Annotated in this window: 11 protein-coding genes; 4 read left to right on the plus strand and 7 right to left on the minus strand. The window is 61.3% G+C overall.

Annotated elements, in window-relative coordinates; translation table 11 throughout:
- Positions 1-86: 86 nt before the first annotated feature.
- The 6 genes from EXN22_RS14380 to EXN22_RS14405 form a co-directional block, all read right to left on the minus strand.
- The gene (locus EXN22_RS14380) at positions 87-554 is read right to left on the minus strand and encodes a GNAT family N-acetyltransferase (RefSeq protein ID WP_130264686.1); all 468 of its coding nucleotides are present in this window, start codon (positions 552-554) and stop codon (positions 87-89) included.
- The gene (locus tag EXN22_RS14385) at positions 555-1487 is read right to left on the minus strand and encodes a DMT family transporter (RefSeq protein WP_130264687.1); all 933 of its coding nucleotides are present in this window, start codon (positions 1485-1487) and stop codon (positions 555-557) included. It lies immediately after the preceding gene.
- Between the two features lie 9 nt (positions 1488-1496).
- Positions 1497-4367 carry an AMP-binding protein gene (locus EXN22_RS14390; protein WP_130264688.1) on the minus strand — a complete coding sequence of 957 codons (2871 nt, stop codon included), beginning with the start codon at positions 4365-4367 and terminating at the stop codon, positions 1497-1499.
- Between the two features lie 24 nt (positions 4368-4391).
- Positions 4392-5612: an aspartate aminotransferase family protein gene (locus EXN22_RS14395; protein WP_130264689.1), complete on the minus strand. Its 1221-nt coding sequence runs from the start codon at positions 5610-5612 to the stop codon at positions 4392-4394.
- A gap of 331 nt (positions 5613-5943) precedes the next feature.
- Complete coding sequence (locus EXN22_RS14400; protein WP_130264690.1) at positions 5944-7077, minus strand: glycerate kinase; 1134 nt, start codon at positions 7075-7077, stop codon at positions 5944-5946.
- Positions 7078-7191: 114 nt separating this feature from the next.
- Positions 7192-8292 (minus strand): sugar diacid recognition domain-containing protein, encoded by a 1101-nt coding sequence (locus tag EXN22_RS14405; protein ID WP_130264691.1) that lies wholly within the window; start codon positions 8290-8292, stop codon positions 7192-7194.
- 161 nt (positions 8293-8453) lie between these two features.
- On the opposite strand from EXN22_RS14405, the gene EXN22_RS14410 reads away from it, so the two are divergent.
- The 4 genes from EXN22_RS14410 to EXN22_RS14425 all read left to right on the plus strand — a co-directional run bounded on the left by EXN22_RS14410 (position 8454) and on the right by EXN22_RS14425 (position 13341).
- Positions 8454-9788, plus strand: a complete 1335-nt coding sequence (locus EXN22_RS14410) for an MFS transporter (RefSeq protein WP_130264692.1) — start codon at positions 8454-8456, stop codon at positions 9786-9788.
- A 128-nt stretch (positions 9789-9916) separates the two neighbouring features.
- Positions 9917-10924, plus strand: a complete 1008-nt coding sequence (locus EXN22_RS14415) for an aldo/keto reductase (RefSeq protein ID WP_130264693.1) — start codon at positions 9917-9919, stop codon at positions 10922-10924.
- A 178-nt stretch (positions 10925-11102) separates the two neighbouring features.
- The gene (locus tag EXN22_RS14420) at positions 11103-12173 is read left to right on the plus strand and encodes an enoyl-CoA hydratase/isomerase family protein (RefSeq protein WP_130264694.1); all 1071 of its coding nucleotides are present in this window, start codon (positions 11103-11105) and stop codon (positions 12171-12173) included.
- A gap of 16 nt (positions 12174-12189) precedes the next feature.
- Positions 12190-13341, plus strand: coding sequence for an acyl-CoA dehydrogenase family protein (locus EXN22_RS14425; protein ID WP_130264695.1), 1152 nt, complete (start codon positions 12190-12192; stop codon positions 13339-13341).
- Here the strand turns inward: EXN22_RS14425 and EXN22_RS14430 are convergent.
- Positions 13336-16494 (minus strand): hypothetical protein, encoded by a 3159-nt coding sequence (locus EXN22_RS14430; protein WP_130264696.1) that lies wholly within the window; start codon positions 16492-16494, stop codon positions 13336-13338. The two genes, EXN22_RS14425 and EXN22_RS14430, sit on opposite strands and share 6 nt — an antisense overlap.
- Between the last annotated feature and the right edge of the window lie 362 nt (positions 16495-16856).

A 16856-nucleotide genomic window follows, 5' to 3' on the forward strand; every position in this document is an offset into this window, starting at 1 on the left:
CGATTTTCGGGTGCAGGAAGCCACGCCCTCGAAAAGACTCAAGGGCGGCGACTAAAACGATGTGTTGTCAGTAAGCAGCTGTCAGTTCAAAGGCTGCGCTGCATTTTTACGATCTCCAGCGAGACCGGGCTGCTCCCTCGGCTGAAGGTGCCTTCGCCGATTTTCTGAAAACCATGCCGGGCGTAAAAGAGCTCGGCCGTGAGGGTGGCTTCCAGGTAGGCCATTTGCGCACCGCCATTGCGCAGGTGTTCGATAGCCACCTCAAGCAATCGGCTGCCGATACCGCGGCGGGCGCCGTCACCGCAAATGAACAGCTTGCTGATCTCGTTGCCCTCGACCTCGACGAAACCCTGAATCGAATCGGTCTCGGCCAGCCACAGCAAGCCCTTGTCAATTGCTTCACGGTAGGTCTGCGGTGAGCGCCCGTCGAGCCACATGCTGATCTGCTCGGGGCTGTAATCCTGGGTGCAAAGGCGCTCCACCGAGTTGCGATGGGCGTTGAAAATGCCATTGGCGTCGTCCGCAGTGGCCAAGCGAATCTGCAGGTCGTTCATTCAGGAAAACTCCAGTTTCTTCAGTCCAGGGTTGTATCGACATTTGAAGTTGATCAGGCTGCCAAGCATTACCAGCGCACTGCCGATCATCATGTGCAGGCCCAAGGGCGTTTCGCCCAGCCACACCGACAGGTAACTTGCGCCGATCGGATACAGCACGCCGACATAGCCGGCGTTCTCTGCCCCTACCCGCTTGATCAGGTCAATGAACAGCACGAACACCAGTGCTGAACAGATCACCCCCAGATACAACAGGATGCTGGCATCGGCCAGGGTCGAAGGCAGTTGCAGGCCCTTGCCGGTCAGCAGCAGGCTGAGTGCGTAGAGGGCACAGGCCCAGCCGGCAGCCACCTTGTTGATGTGCAAGGTGCCCAGGCCATGGCTGCGCTGAATGTGCTCCGAGAGCACCGAGCCAAGGGCCACGCCAAGAAACGACGTCAGGGCCAGCACGGTGCCGGGCAGGGACAAGGGCCGAGCATCGTCGCCGAGCATGAACAGCCCCAGGCCAAGCAGGCTCACCAGGCCGCCAACCAGGCTGTGTATGGCAACCGGCGCGTTGAACAGCAGGCGCTTGAGGCCGATGATGTAGAAAATCACCAACGCACTCAGGCACGCCATCTGTGCACTGCCCATATAAGCGGTGGCCAGGTAGGCCAGGCCGATACCTGCATAAAAATACACCGCCCCCACGGTGGCCATCTGCAGGTAAGCGCTACGCGTCACCTTGGCCTGCACGGTGCCAAACAACCGCTGCCACAGCCACAACACCAGGTAGGCAATAAAAAACCGCAGCATCAGCGAAGAGCCGATGTCGGAGCGCTCTACCTGTAGCGAGATGGCGATCCAGTTGGTCGACCAGATCATCAGGCAACCGACGAACATCAGCGGTGCGATCAGTGAACGGGGTTTCTTGTTGTTGTGATCAGCGTTCATGGTTGTTCTCTACTCCAAGGTTGCTCTGATCCTGTCGAGCACAGTGTCCAGGTCCTGGCGGGCGTATCGGTCGGGGTCATAGTCGACTTTGAGCAGCAACTGGCCATCGACCAGGTAGCCGGTGAACTCCAGATGGTGACTGGGGCTGCCGTGCAGCAACTGCACACTCAGCGGGTGGACATTGACCCGGCTACCGATGTGGCTCTGCAGTGCGCCAAGAAAGTTGTAGCTGTAGTCGCAGTCAAGATCGCCCGTCAGACGCTCGGCCCGGGGAGTGCCGAAGTACTGGTTGCCGAAACTGTGGGCAAAGCCTTGTGTTGCCTGCTGATAGGCCTTGATCCGCTCGGCCAGTGCATACAGCTCTACCCCGCCAACCTGCTGCACCATCGGGTAGATCAGGGTCAACCAGCCAAACACGCTGTTGAGATCGGCACCTTGCTTGTCCAAGGCGCGGCCATGATCGAGCAGGTGGACTTTCTGTACAGGCTTGTCATCGTGCTCGCTCATCGCCCCGAGAATTGCAGCCAGCAGCAGGTTACTGATCTCGGCCATTCCCTGTGCCGAGGCTGGCAGGCGCGAAATCGCCCCCAGCGACAGCTCGGCACGGACAAACGCTTCGCGACGTGGGAACGCTACACCGCGATGACTCGACGTAGCACACTGCTGCCAGGGCAAGGCTTGCCAGAAGTCGGTGTTGCGCACCTCGGCGTGCAACGCTTGGTAGCTTTGCAGCCACTCGTCAAAGCGCAAGGCCCGATGCCATTGGGTGATGCAGTGCAGGCCCTGGCTCAGGCATTCGTCGAGCTCGGCAACCAGCAGCATCCACGAATAACGGTCTACCTCGAACTGATGACAAGCGATGATCAACTGGTGGCTGTCGACCTGTTGTAGCTGGCTGAAACAGACGCGCTGTTGATTGCTCAAGGAAATGGCAGCGCACGTTTGGCTAACGGCCTGCGCAAGGTCGGTCGATGCGCCCAACTGACCCAAGTCGTGTACGCCCTGCTCGATCGCATGATGGCCAAGCACCGCGCGCAGCGCCTGGCTTACGGCTTGAGCAGGCAAATCGCCGCTGATGTTCAGGACAATTGCCTGACTCCAGTGGTCCAAATCGCTGATGCCCCGGCTTTGCAGGAAACGCCGGTTGGGCAAGCTGGCCTCACTTGCAGCCTGTCGCTTGCCACGGGCTTTGTTCACTGCCGGCTGCACCTGCAATTGCTCAAGAGCACCGTCTGAAAGCAAGGCCTCCAGATCCAGCAATAGGCCCTTGCGCTTTAGTGCAGCAACCACCTGTAACGCCCGTAGCGAATCACCACCGTTGTCGATAAAACTCAGCGTCGGATCAGGCTGATGCCCACCGAGCACCTGAACAATTGCCTGCCATAACGGCTCAGCCTGACCCGCGTCGAGAGGTTGCTCGGCCATGCCGGCGGCAATCTCGGCCAATGCCTGACGGTCGATCTTGTTGTTCCTGTTCAGCGCAAAGCGCTTCAGCAACAGGAACCGCGCCGGAACCTGCTGGGCCGGGAGTTGCGCCTTGGCCGCCTGACGCACAACGCTTTCGTCAATCTCTGGGGCGCTGGCGATGACAAAGGCGACCAACGCTGTGTTGCCCTGAACCTGAGTGGCGATCACGCAGACTTCCTGCACCTGGCTCAGGCGCTTGAGCTGGGACTCTACGTGCACCAAACTGACTTTCTGGCCGTTGATCTTGACGATAGAGTCTTTGCGCCCAAGCAGGCGAATCGCGCCGTCCGGCTCGCGGCAGGCCAGGTCGCCGGTCAGGTAGCACTGGCGCTGCGGATCAAGCGGGCTGGGCTGGGTAAGCGCAACGATCTGGCCGCTGGTACTGTCCAGGCGCCGAGCTACCCACGGCGAGTAAAGCAACAATTCACCGACGCCTTCGCCGTAAGGCTGCTGCGGCTCGAAGGTTACTGCCACCTCGACACCGTCAACCGGACTGTCCAAGGCCCAGGTTACCGAACGTAGCTGTTCGCCCTGATTGATACGGGCGTGCAAAGCGGTGGTGCACTCAGTAGGCCCATAAGCGTTGAACAGTTGTGAACCCACTGCAAAACACTGGTTGAAACGTTCGATGTCCGAGCGATGAATGATCTCGCCGCCAATCACCAATTGCTTGGCAGCGGTATACGCAGTTGAGGCCGGACTGTAGAACGCGCGCAGGTACGGCACGGTCATGTGCAGCACATCAAGATCATGGGCAACAATCATTGCGTCGATGGCTGCGAAATCCATCTCCCGCGGGTTGAGGCTGCACAGCGTTGCGCCGGTCTTGAGGCTGGCAAAGATATCCATCAGGCCTGCGTCCCAACCCGCCGATGCCAATTGCAGCAAGCGATTGCGGGCTGAGATGCCGACGTATGCCACATAGTTGTCGATATGCTGGTTCAGCGCGTCGATACGCTGGACGATGGCCTTGGCCTCGCCGGTCGAGCCGCTGGTGAAGATGACATAGTCTTCACAACACAGTTGCAGCGACTCACCAGTTGGCACCGGAGCAGGCTCGAACAGTCCCAGGTCGATCACCGCAAGATCGGTGGCCAAGTTTTGGCCCGACTGTACCGAACCGTTGAGGATCACGCTGACACCCAGCGACTTGAGCGTGGCCTGCAGGCTTGCCAAATCACTGGCAGGATCGATGAACACCAATCGTTTAGCACTGGCCAAACCGGCAACCAGCGCGGCATACATGAGGTGCCCGTGGCTGGCATAGAGCACCACCGCACCCCGTCCAGTCCGGGTGATTTCGGCGCTGAGTGCCGCCCGCAACCGCTCGATTGATGCAAACGAGTGGCTACCACTGGAATCAATTACGCCAACCACATCAGAACCCGCAGCGCGAACATAGGCCTGCAACATGATGTCCCTTTCCTGTTGTTGTTATCAGAGGGCTTGGCAAACGCCTTGCAGCGTCTGCATGAATGCCTGGATTTCGCTTCCAGACATGACAATCGGTGGGGTCAGCTTGACCGTGTTCGAATTGCACCCTCCGGTGCGGACGATGACGCCGTGATCGAGCAGGCCATTGCGCAGCGCCAGCACATCGCCGGCAAAATCGAAGGCGAGCATCAGCCCGCGGCCCCGCACATGGGTCACTCGCTCATCGTCCCGACCCAATTGTTCAAGTGCCTGGCGCAAGTGCGCGCCATTACTGGCCGCCAGTTGCCACGGTTGTTCCTGATCGAAGATATCCAGCACTTTCGAGGCTACCGCACAGACCAAAGGCATCAAGGTAAACGTCGAAGAATGCTCGGCGTAGCCCAGGCAATCGACCAGCTCGGTGCGTCCGACCACCGCCGAAATCGGCAAACCATTGCCCAGCGCCTTACCCAGCACCAACAGGTCGGGCAGTAGCGTCGGATCACTGACAAACGGCTTACCGGTTCGCCCAAAACCGGTGTAGATCTCGTCGAATATGCTGACAACACCGAAGGTTCTGGCCAGCTCGACGATCGACTCCAGCAATGGCCTTGGCACCGGATACATGCCTTCAGCCGCCTGAATCGGCTCGATGATCATCGCAGCTGGCAAACTGCCCGTCTGTTTGGCTTGGGTCAGGTAGGCAAACAACTGCTCATGCCATTGCGCGGCCCTGGCCGGGTCGTGTTCGGCCGCGTAGTCCAGGGCCAGCGCGCTGACCTGCAGGCCGCCAAGTGCCAGGTGTTTGCGAAAGTTGGGGTTGGAGGTAACCGACAGGGCCCCTTGGGTCTTGCCATGGAAGGCGTTGTCGAAGTACACAACGCCTTGCCGGCCGGTGGCGGCACGGGCGATTTTCAGGGCGACTTCGATGGCTTCGGCACCGGTCACGGCGCCAAATACAGAGGCTTGAAGGTAAGGCACCAACCGTGCGAGTTTCGCCACCATCTCGTGGCGATGCGGGTTGTCGATGTTCCAGCCGGTGTGCACCAACAGTTCGGCCTGGCGCTGGGTGACCTCGATCAGGTCATCGCGTTGATAACCAAGGTTGGCCGCCCCGCTACCACCGGACATATCGAGAAAGGCACGACCGTCTGCGTCGTAAAGAAAGCAGCCCTTGCCTCGAACGATCGAAGGGCTGCTGGGCGTGTTGCGTTTGACTGAAATCGAAAGCGCTTCTGTAAACATCACTATCAACCTTGAGTGTCATGCCATTAACACGCACACATACTCAGGGCGAAATCGCTGACGCGCAGTAAAACCGGGCGCTGCGAGGCTACCTTCCCTGGTATGCATCTTCCTTTTGCCAGGGTCGAAAACCCCTACCGGCAATATGGTTTTCAGTGAGCCATTAGCCGTTCACAACTGTCAACGTTCTGTGTAAATTTTATTTAACATAAGAAAAAACACCTGTTTCATACCGTAGAAACAGTTTAATTTCCTGAATTTGTGAGTAAAGCAATAGCAAAAAGACGCTAGCCTCCGTCATCCAGAGGCCATTATTTGAGTAAGGAATATCTCACCTTCCCAAGTGCCACAACCTTGCAATATCTCTCGCTCGAGCCTCCAGCAATGCAGCGGCCTGACTACAGGCCTGCTCAAGGCTCATTGGCCCACTGGTCAGGGCGAACGCGGCATCAATGCCATGGCCGTACAGTTCCTCATAGCCTTGGCCCAGGGTACCGGCAATCACCACCACAGGTACGCCGTGACGCTGGGCAATGCGGGCGACACCAAATGGCGTTTTGCCGCGCAAGGTTTGGGCGTCAAAGCGACCTTCGCCGGTAATGACCAGGTCAGCACCCAGCACCGCCACCTCAAGCCCAGCCAGTTGCGCCACCACCTCGATACCCGGGCGAAATGCCGCCTGCATGAAGGCCTTGGCGGCGAAGCCCATGCCGCCGGCCGCACCGCACCCGGGGAAATCACGAACATCATGGCCCAGCAGTTGCGCGCAGTGGTCGGCAAAATGCCCAAGGGCCTTATCCAGCGCCTGCACCTGCGCAGGGCTTGCACCTTTCTGCGGGCCGAAGATCGCCGAAGCGCCATTGCTGCCGCACAGTGGGTTGTCGACATCGGCAGCCACTTCTAACTGCACTTCAAGTAACCGGTGGTCCAGCGCGCTGGCGTCAATACGGGCAAGCCCGCCCAAGGCCAGGCCGCCTTCGGCCAGGGAGTGCTCCTGTGCATCGAACAGCTGCAGGCCCAAGGCGCGGAGCATGCCGCTGCCGCCATCATTGGTGGCACTGCCGCCGATGGCCAAGATGATCCGCTGCGCCCCGGCGTCCAGTGCGGCGCCGATTAGTTGGCCGGTGCCGAAGGTGCTGCTGCGACAGGCGTCGCGCTGCTCCAGGCTGAGCAACTGCAAACCGCTGGCCTGGGCCATCTCGATAATTGCCGTGCGGCTCTCGCCCAGCCAGCCCCAAGCCGCCTGCACCGGTTCGCCAAGTGGCCCGCGCACCTGCACGTGGCGTAGTTCGCCGGCACAGGCGGCGACGATGGCGTCCATGGTGCCTTCGCCACCGTCAGCCATCGGGCATTTGACCAGCTGTGCCTGCGGCAGCACCTGGGCAAGACCGCTTGCGATGGCATCGGCGACACCTTCGGCGCTCAGGCTGTCTTTGAACGAGTCGGGGGCGATGACGATTTTCATGGGGATTCTCCTGATCCAGATGACTGCATGCTGACAGCTGGCCCCAACGCAAGCCTTAGTCAGATGCACAAGCTGCAGCAACCTGGTTTGGGCGCTTGGCCAACCGTACGCATGTCAGACGTTGGCGGGCAACAGTTGCAAACCCAGGTAGAGGCTCAGCATGCCCTCGAGGCGCAGCGGATCAACCTCGCTCAACTCGGCAATCCGCTCAAGCCGATAACGCAGGCTATTGCGATGAATGCCCAAGGCGTCGGCGCAGGCCTGACTCTGGCCGTCGTGGGCGCACCAGGCACGCAAGGTAGCCAGCAACTGGCCGCTGCTGTCCTTGGCGCGAATGCGTTGCAGCGGTTCGAGCAGCTCGTCCAGGGCGTCGTCGTTGCGATGACGCCACAGTAGCGCCGGCAGCCGGTAGCGGCTCAGGAGCAGCACCTGCTGCCCGGGCACCACCTCACGCCCATAGGCCAGCAAGTCGCGCACCCGGCGATAGCCACGGCGCAGTTGCTCAAGGCTTTGCGCCGCCGAACCTGCGGCCAGGCGCTGCACCTGCCAGCCGTGACGCTGCAAGCGCTCCAGCAGTTTCGGTTCATCCAGCGCCACCGTGGCCGGTCGGCACCACAGCAGCGATTGCCGCGCCGGGCTGACGCACCAGCTGTCCGGGTAACGGCTCATCAACCAGCCGGCCAGGCTTTGCGCCTCAAGCCCGGCATCGAGTTCGAACAGGCAGGGAACACGTGGCAACTGCGGCTTGAGTCCCAGTTGCCGGGCTTCGTCGACCAGCCTCGGCGAGTCGCCTGCACCGCCCAGCAGCAAGGCCAGCAGGTCATCGCAGCGCTGGCGCCGCCATTGTTGCTCAACTTGCAAGTGACGCTGGGCCAGGAGCATTTCGGCGGTCATGCGCACCAGCTCCGCGTAGGTCCGCACCTGCTGCGGGTCACCGGTCAGGCCCAGCACGCCGATCAGCCGCGTATCGAGCATGAGCGGCAAATTGACCCCGGGTTGAACGCCCTTGAGGCACTTGGCCGCCTCAGCATCGAGCTCGACGTTGCGACCGTTGGCCAACACCAGTTGCGCACCTTCATGGCGGGTGTTGATCCGCTCAGGTTCGCCACTGCCCAGGATCAGGCCCTGGCTGTCCATGACGTTGACGTTGCACGGCAGGATCGCCATTGCCCGGTCGACGATGTCTTGCGCCAGGTCATGGTCCAGTTCGAACATGGGAGGATCCTTGTTTTCGCAATGATTGGTCCGGGGCACAGCCGTCCAGGAAAAATGCTGTGCAAAAGCACAAAGACAGCCACGGCCCGCTCACCGAGACTCATTGCAGCAGCCGCCTTGATGCAGGCTGCGGCGATAAACATAACAAAAGAGAGAGAATCATGGCACACAGCCCTGCCCCTGACCAAGGCCACGACCTCACCCGCAATGCGCTGTACCGGCGCATTACCCTGCGGCTGATTCCGTTCATTTTCATCTGCTACCTGTTCAATTACCTGGACCGGGTCAACGTCGGCTTCGCCAAGTTGCAGATGCTCGATGCGCTCAAGTTCAGTGAAACCATTTACGGCCTGGGTGCCGGGATCTTCTTCATTGGCTACGTGTTGTGCGGGCTGCCCAGCAACCTGGCACTGAACCGCTTCGGCCCGCGGCGCTGGATCGCCCTGATGATGATCACCTGGGGCGCGCTGTCGACCTGCCTGCTGTTCGTCACCACGCCCATGGAATTCTACGTGCTGCGCCTGTTTACCGGCGCCGCCGAAGCCGGCTTCTTCCCCGGCATCGTGTTGTACCTCTCGCGCTGGTTCCCGGCGACCCGCCGTGGGCGGATCATGGCCCTGTTCATGTCGGCGATCCCGGTCTCGGGCCTATTGGGCGGGCCGTTCTCCGGCTGGATTCTCAATCATTTCGCCGCAGGCCAACACGGCCTGGCCGGCTGGCAGTGGATGTTCCTGATCCAGGGCCTGCCGACCGTGCTGCTGGGCTTTCTGGCGATCTTCCTGCTCAGCGATGGCTACTCCAAGGCCAAATGGCTGAGCCCGGCCGAGCGGCAGATCATCGAAACCGACCTCAAGGCCGATGCCGCAAGCAAACCGATCACCAACAGCGACAGCCTGCTGTCGGTGTTTGCCAACCCGCTGATCTGGACCTTCGGTTTCGTCTACTTCTGCATTCAGAGCGGGGTTTATGCGATCAACTTCTGGCTGCCCTCGATCATCAAGAACCTGGGCTTCAACGATGCCCTGCTGATCGGCTGGCTGAGCGCGATTCCCTACCTGCTGGCCGGGGTGTTCATGCTGTTGGTCGGGCGTTCGGCGGACCTGCGCAACGAGCGCCGCTGGCATTTGGTGGTGCCGATGCTGATGGGCGCCCTGGGCCTGCTGATTGCGGTGAACTTCGGCCACAACCCGGTCATTGCCATCATCGGCCTGAGCATCGCCACCATGGGCGCCCTCACCGGCCTGCCGATGTTCTGGCCGATGCCCACCGCGCTGCTCAGCGCCGGTACGGCGGTAGCGGGCCTGGCGATCATCAACTCGGTCGGGCAGATGGCCGGTTTTCTCAGCCCCTACCTGGTCGGTTTTATCAAGGACCAGACAGGCTCCACCGATGCGGCGCTGTATTCGCTGGCGGGGTTGATTGTGTTTGGCAGCCTGGTGGCCTTGCGGGTTTCGCGGGTGCGGATTGCCAGCGCGGTGGCTGAGCAGGTGAACTGAAGCGAGTCGATCGCGGGGCAAGCCCGCTCCCACGAATCTGTAGGAGCGGGCTTGCCCCGCGATGCTTTTAATCCCTTGGCGAACTGTGTAAAACAGATCGAATTCCAACCGCGAAGGGACTTTCGATCATGATCTACCGTCCTCTGGGCCAAAGCGGCCTGCAGGTGTCTGCGCTGACCCTGGGCAGCATGATGTTCGGCTCGCCGACCAGCACCGAAGACTCGCTGCGCATCATCGACAAGGCCTGGGACCAGGGCATCAACTTCATCGACACCGCCGACGTGTACAACACCGGGCGCAGTGAAGAAATCGTCGGCGAAGCCATCGCCCGCAACCGCCAGGACTGGATCCTCGCCTCCAAGGTCGGCTTCGGCCCCGCCGACGGCCTGCCCAACCGCAGCGGCCTGAGCCGCAAGCACATCTTCAATGCCATCGATGCCAGCCTGACCCGCCTGGACACCGATTACCTGGACATCTATTACCTGCACCGCGAAGACCACAACACTCCGCTGGAGGTCAGCGTCAGCGCCATCGGCGAGCTGCTGCGCCAGGGCAAGATCCGCCACTGGGGGGTGTCGAACTTTCGTGGCTGGCGCATCGCCGAAATCTGCAACCTGGCCGAGCGCCTGGGCGTGGCCAAGCCGGTGGTCAGCCAGCCGCTGTACAACATCGTCAACCGCCAGGCCGAACCCGAGCAGTTCACCGCCGCCGCCCACCACGGCCTGGGCATCGTCCCCTTCAGCCCGCTGGCCCGCGGCGTGCTCAGCGGCAAGTACGCGCCCAATGCCAACCCCGACGCCAACAGCCGCGCCGGGCGGCAGGACAAGCGCATCCTGGAAACCGAATGGCGCCCCGAATCCCTGGAAATCGCCCAGAAGATCCACGCCTATACCCAGGACAAGGGCGTGGGCATGGTCGAGTTCGCCATCGCCTGGGTCCTCAACAACCGCCTGATCAGCTCGGCGATTGTCGGCCCGCGCACCGAAGCCCAGTGGGACACCTACAGCGGCGCCCTGGCAGTGAAGATCAGCGCTGAAGACGAAGCCTTCATCGATTCGCTGGTTACTCCCGGCCACGCCTCGACCCATGGTTACAACGACACGGCGCATTTTGTCAGCGGACGCCTGCCACGCTGAGTGCAGCGGGCTGGTCGCGATGATCAGCCCCGCACCCCATGCAAAAATGCAGATTCAGCCTGCAGTTTTACCCATTGAACTGAGCAAAATTGCACTGATACGATCCGGGCATCCTCTAGCGTCTATCCAGACCGTGTTAAAACACGTGGAAAATCAATAACAAAGCAGGGAGACAGCGATGACCGCGCACGCTCAAGCGGCAACCGACGCCCAGGTACTGGCCGAGGTTCGCAACCATATCGGTCACTTGACCCTCAACCGCCCCGCCGGCCTCAATGCCCTCACCCTGGATATGGTGCGCAGCCTGCAGCAGCACCTGATCGCCTGGGCCAATGATCCGCACGTGCGAGCAGTGGTGTTGCGCGGCGAAGGCCCGAAGGGTTTCTGCGCCGGTGGCGACATCCGTTCGCTGTACGACAGCTACAAGGCCGGCGACAGCCTGCACCGAGACTTTTTCGTCGAGGAATACGCCCTCGACCTGTGCATCCATCATTACCCCAAGCCGGTCCTGGTGCTAATGGACGGCTTCACCCTCGGCGGCGGCATGGGCTTGGCCCAAGGCGCCGACCTGCGGGTGGTCACCGAGCGTAGCCGCCTGGCCATGCCGGAAACCGCCATCGGTTACTTCCCGGATGTCGGTGGCAGCTACTTTCTCTCGCGCCTTCCTGGCCAGCTGGGCATTTACCTGGGCGTCAGCGGCGTGCAGGTGCAGGCCGCCGATGCGTTGTACTGCGGCCTGGCCGACTGGTACCTGGACAGCAGCAAACTCGCCAGCCTCGATGAACGCCTGGACAGCCTGCACTTTGGCGAACACCCGCTAAAGGACCTGCAAGGCGTGCTGGCCAAGCTTGGCACCCAGGTGCTCGACGACGCGCCCCTGGCCAAGCTGCGCCCGGCCATCGATCACTTCTTCGCCCTGCCCGAGGTTGGCAGTATCGTGGAACAACTACAGGCCGTGACCGTGGCCGACAGCCACGACTGGGCGCTGAAAACCGCCGAGCTGCTGAACAGGCGCTCGCCGCTGGCCATGGCCGTGACCCTGGAGATGCTGCGCCGTGGCCGTCATCTGAACCTTGAGCAGTGCTTCGCCATGGAGCTGCACCTGGACCGCCAATGGTTCGACCACGGCGACCTGATCGAAGGCGTGCGCGCGCTGATCATCGACAAGGACAAGCAGCCGCGCTGGAACCCCGCCACCCTCGCCGGCCTCGACCGCCCGCGCGTGGATCAATTCTTCGAAGGCCTTTAAGGCCTGGAGTACGCAGATGCAAGACCTGGAACTGACTGAAGAACAGATCATGATCCGCGACATGGCCCGGGATTTTGCCCGCGGCGAGATCGCCCCCAATGCCCAGGCCTGGGAGAAGGCTGGCTGGATCGACGATGGCGTGGTCGCCAAGATGGGCGAGCTGGGCCTGCTCGGCATGGTCGTGCCCGAACAATGGGGCGGCAGCTACACCGACTATGTCGCCTATGCCCTGGCCGTTGAGGAAATCGCCGCCGGCGACGGTGCCACCGGCGCCCTGATGAGCATTCACAACTCGGTGGGCTGCGGTCCCCTGCTCGCCTATGGCAGCGCCGAACAGCAACAGACCTGGCTCGAACGCCTGGCCAGTGGGCAGGTGATCGGCTGCTTCTGCCTGACCGAACCGCAAGCCGGCTCCGAAGCCCACAACCTGCGCACCCGCGCCGAACTGCAGGGTGATCACTGGGTGATCAATGGCGCCAAGCAGTTCGTCAGCAATGCCCGCCGCGCAGGATTAGCCATTGTCTTTGCGGTCACTGACCCGCAGTTGGGCAAAAAGGGCATCTCGGCTTTTCTGGTGCCCACCGACAATGAAGGCTTTGTGGTCGATCGCAGCGAACACAAGATGGGCATCCGCGCCTCCGACACCTGTGCGGTCACCCTGAACAACTGCCGCATCCCGGCGGCCAATCTGCTGGGCGAGCGCGGCAAGGGCCTGGCCATTGCCCTGTCCAACCTCGAAGGCGGTCGCATCGGCATCGCCGCCCAGGCCCTGGGCATTGCCCGTGCAGCGTTCGAGGCGGCGCTGCTGTACTCGCGCGAGCGTATCCAGTTCGGCAAGCCGATCAACGAACACCAGAGCATTGCCAACCTGCTGGCCGACATGCAGGTGCAGATCAACGCCGCACGGCTGTTGATCCTGCACGCCGCCCGCCTGCGCAGCGCCGGCAAGCCGTGCCTGAGCGAGGCCTCCCAGGCCAAGCTGTTCGCCTCGGAAATGGCCGAGCGGGTGTGTTCCAAGGCGATACAGGTGCATGGTGGCTATGGGTATCTGGAGGACTATCCGGTCGAGCGCTACTACCGTGATGCCCGTATTACCCAGATCTACGAAGGTTCGAGCGAGATCCAGCGTATGTTGATTGCCCGGGAGCTTAAACACTACCCGCTATGAATCCCCTGCCGGGCGGGACCCTTCGTGCTCGCAAGGCGCATGCGCAGGGGTGCATGCCCGGCAGGCAAGCGTAGCCAGCCGATAGCCCGTTGCATAAACCATGTTGCCGTGGGCTATGGGATAAATTCGGCCAACCCCTATGGACAGGCTATAGGCATACTCTGGCTGGGGTGGGGAGCCGAGAAACACGATGGTGCTGCCAGGCCAGTTACCCTCTTCATCTTGCAGCCAGCCGCACGCGCGCAAATCTCCCCATTCGCTCCACAATTGTCCAAGGCCTCGCTGCCCCTCACGATGAATCACCTCGCCAATGGTCGGCATCTGCAAGCCTTCACGCAGGCAGTAGTCTTGTGCCGAGGTAAAGGTGTACAGCAGCCTGGACGGCTTCTCGTACCACTTCAGCGGTGCATCCAGGCGATAGCTGGCGTGGCGGTCATCGGCACCATCGGCAGAGATGAACAGGGCTTGCTGTAAAGGCGCAAGCAAGGTCACCTCGCCGGTTTCGTCCACCGACGCCAGTTCGGGGTGACTGACACTGAAACGTATCGGTGGCACCAGGCCGATCGGTCTGCGCCTGAAACGTGCTCCGGCAAATCCGCTGACCGGTGCAAAGCGCCCGGTGATCCAGCCATTGACCTCATAGGGATGCCAGCCCAGAGGCTTGACGATCAGCTGCAGGGGGGCGAAGGTCAGGGCGTTGGCCTCCAGTGCCGAGCCGTCGAAACAGACTTTGAACTGTAACGTGAATTGGCTGCCGGAGATCAACTGCAGCAGCAGTACGCGCGCGATCGCCAGGTTCAAGCCGTCAGTGAGTTGCTCGGGGTCGTCCAGTACACCCTCGAACAACGTCTGATTGACCGGCCCCTCTTCGCTGCTGCCATGCAAACGCAACCAGGCCCACTGACCCAGGGCAATAAATGGCCAGGGCGCGACCAGAAAATGCGCATTTTCATCAAAGTCGGACAGATCAAGGCCGCCATCGTTCGCTTCAAGCACCTGGGTTGGCGGCAATTGAGCAAGCGTCTTGACAGACAGCTCGAACTTTATGGAGAAACGTGGATCTTCAGCGCCGTCAGTGACGATATAGCGAATCACGACCGGGCTCGACAGCGGCCGAATGCTGCTGCCAATTACCGCTGCGGGCACATCGAAGTCAACTACGCCAGTAGCATTGCCCGGCTTGCTCGGCGAGACCCAGCTGTCTTCGTCCAGCTCATCCTGCCACTCGACCGCGATTTGCTGCCCTTCGTGCATACCCTCGTAAACGACCCGCACCTGCAGTCCATCGACCGCATCGAAAGGGTCGAGTACTGCTCCGGGGGCTGCGGGCACCTGGGGAGCCGGCAGGCCGATATCCAGTTCGCCCACTGTCAGGTTCAGGGCGTGCGAGGCGCGCCCAGGTCGCGCGGCATTGCTGACGGTGTAGCTTACGTGAATGTGCTGGCCCTGGCTGGCCAGGACGATCTCACGGGGGACCTTGAACACCGGCGGTTGCTCTGCGGTTTCGACCTGTTGTCGTTCGCTGGCAAAGCCTTGCTCATCAAAGCCGTACCAGAAATAGGTCACCCAACTCCCCGGCAGTACATCCTCACCCGCCGGGATGACCAGCGTGGCGCCGTCTTCACCGATGTCACCGGGTGCCAGCATGCCACCCTGGGCCTCTTGCACCTCGGGTGCCTCGAGCAGCGCGAGCGCATCACCGATTTGCAGAAACAACGAAGCCGAGCGCTCGTTGTTGACCAGGTAGTAGACTTCAGCACGCTGGCCCCAGAGCTGCGCCACATAGTGTTCGGGAACGGTACGTTCAATGAAGCCCGGGCCGACCTCAAGCTCTTCTTCGGTAAGGGTCAGCACCTGCTCGTAGAACACCCGAGCGTTGTCAAAGCGCTTGCCGGTCCAGATAATCCGCACGGTTTGCCCGGCCTTGATCCAGGGGTAATGGCGTATCTGCACCGTCGCTGGCGAGTCAGGCTCCAGGTAGTTTTCTTCACTGGCTTGCTCCACTCCGGGCAGTGCCAGTGGTGTTCGGCTGTCAGTAAAGATCACCGGCACCTGGGGTGATGCCAGGTCTGGGGTCTCTGCCCGCAGGCGGCGATAGGACACGGCTGCAGTGCCTCGCCCCAAGGTTCTGGCCAATGCGTTGGGGACGACGAACGTCACCGGTCCCGGCACCTGAGCCACCGTTGACTCATGCTGGAACGGCACCGGCTCGCCGTTGAAAGCAAAGCCGTCAAAGTGTAACGCCAGCACATCACCGACTCTAAAATGATAGACATAGGTAAAGATCTCAACCAGCAGGTCGCGCTCATCAAGATTTCCGACTTGCGCCCGGCACCCGGTACCTCCTCCTTCGCCTCTGATCGCAACACAAGCCGCTGGCAACGGATCGCCATTGACCTTTACCGGAACCTCCAGCCGGGGTGACCACGGGCTCTTTTGCTCACCTTCGCTGCTGTTGAGCAGTTCATCAATGACCCGGTACTGCACAAGCACGTGTCGGGTCGGAGCGAGCTCGGCGCGATCACCATCGCCGGCCGCACGAATCACTTCGGCTGGCACCGTCAAGGACAAGGTGACGCCTACTTGCTCAAGGTCGAGCACTTGGCTGAAACGCTGCCCCCCCCAATCCACCTCGACCCGATCACGTACGCGCATGCCTGGGTAAGGTTCGATACTCAGTTGTACTCTATTGATGTTGGAGGCTGTGACCTCCTCGACATTCACCGCCAGCGCAGGCAACTGCGACAACTCGCCAGGTGCCGTCTGCCCCGGCCGGCTCAGCTTGACCAGCACCCGTATCGGTGCACTGACCTGCCAGCCGCGGGTGGGCTGCCATAATGCGTAGTACACGCTGATCTGCCCATCGCTCAGGTAGTGCGCCGGGAGCGAAACATGCACGGTATTGCTAACGTCGACGTCGTTCAGCATCTGGACTATCGCAGGCTGGTCCCCCCAATAGAGCCACAACAGATCGCCCGCCTGCTGCCCTTGCCAGGGGCTGATGGCAAGCGCCAGCGAGCCGTTGGCGTCCAGCATCGCCAGGTTGACGCCTGCGTCGCCGTTCACCTCATGGCCATCCTCGTCTTGCACCACGACCGCAAGATGTTCACCAACAGGCAAGCGTGGTAAAGGTAACTCGAGCAACCAAGTCATAGGTATTCCTCCTGAGCGCAAAGCCTATTCAACCCTTGACTGCCAGGTGACGAAACTGGCAGAAATGCTAGGTAAGCGGCGCCGGCACTCTATTATGCAAATTAGCCATTGAAACCTTGGCAAGGCCTGAAGTAAGCTCGGGAGCATCAACTGGAGAGTCACATGTCGCCTACCACCCTCACTCACGCTTGCAGCACCGGTCGCCTGTCGCGCCCTGTGGTGGCTGGCGAGTGCGCGACGGCCTCCCCGGCAACGTTTTATTTTGGGTATTGGTTTAGCCACAGGCGCCGCTGATACCCACACCGGCGCCCACTTTCAAGGGGCCGCCGAACACGAGACTACTCAACCCCCGGCCGGCTCCC

Source organism: Pseudomonas tructae, assembly GCF_004214895.1.
Classification (GTDB): domain Bacteria; phylum Pseudomonadota; class Gammaproteobacteria; order Pseudomonadales; family Pseudomonadaceae; genus Aquipseudomonas; species Aquipseudomonas tructae.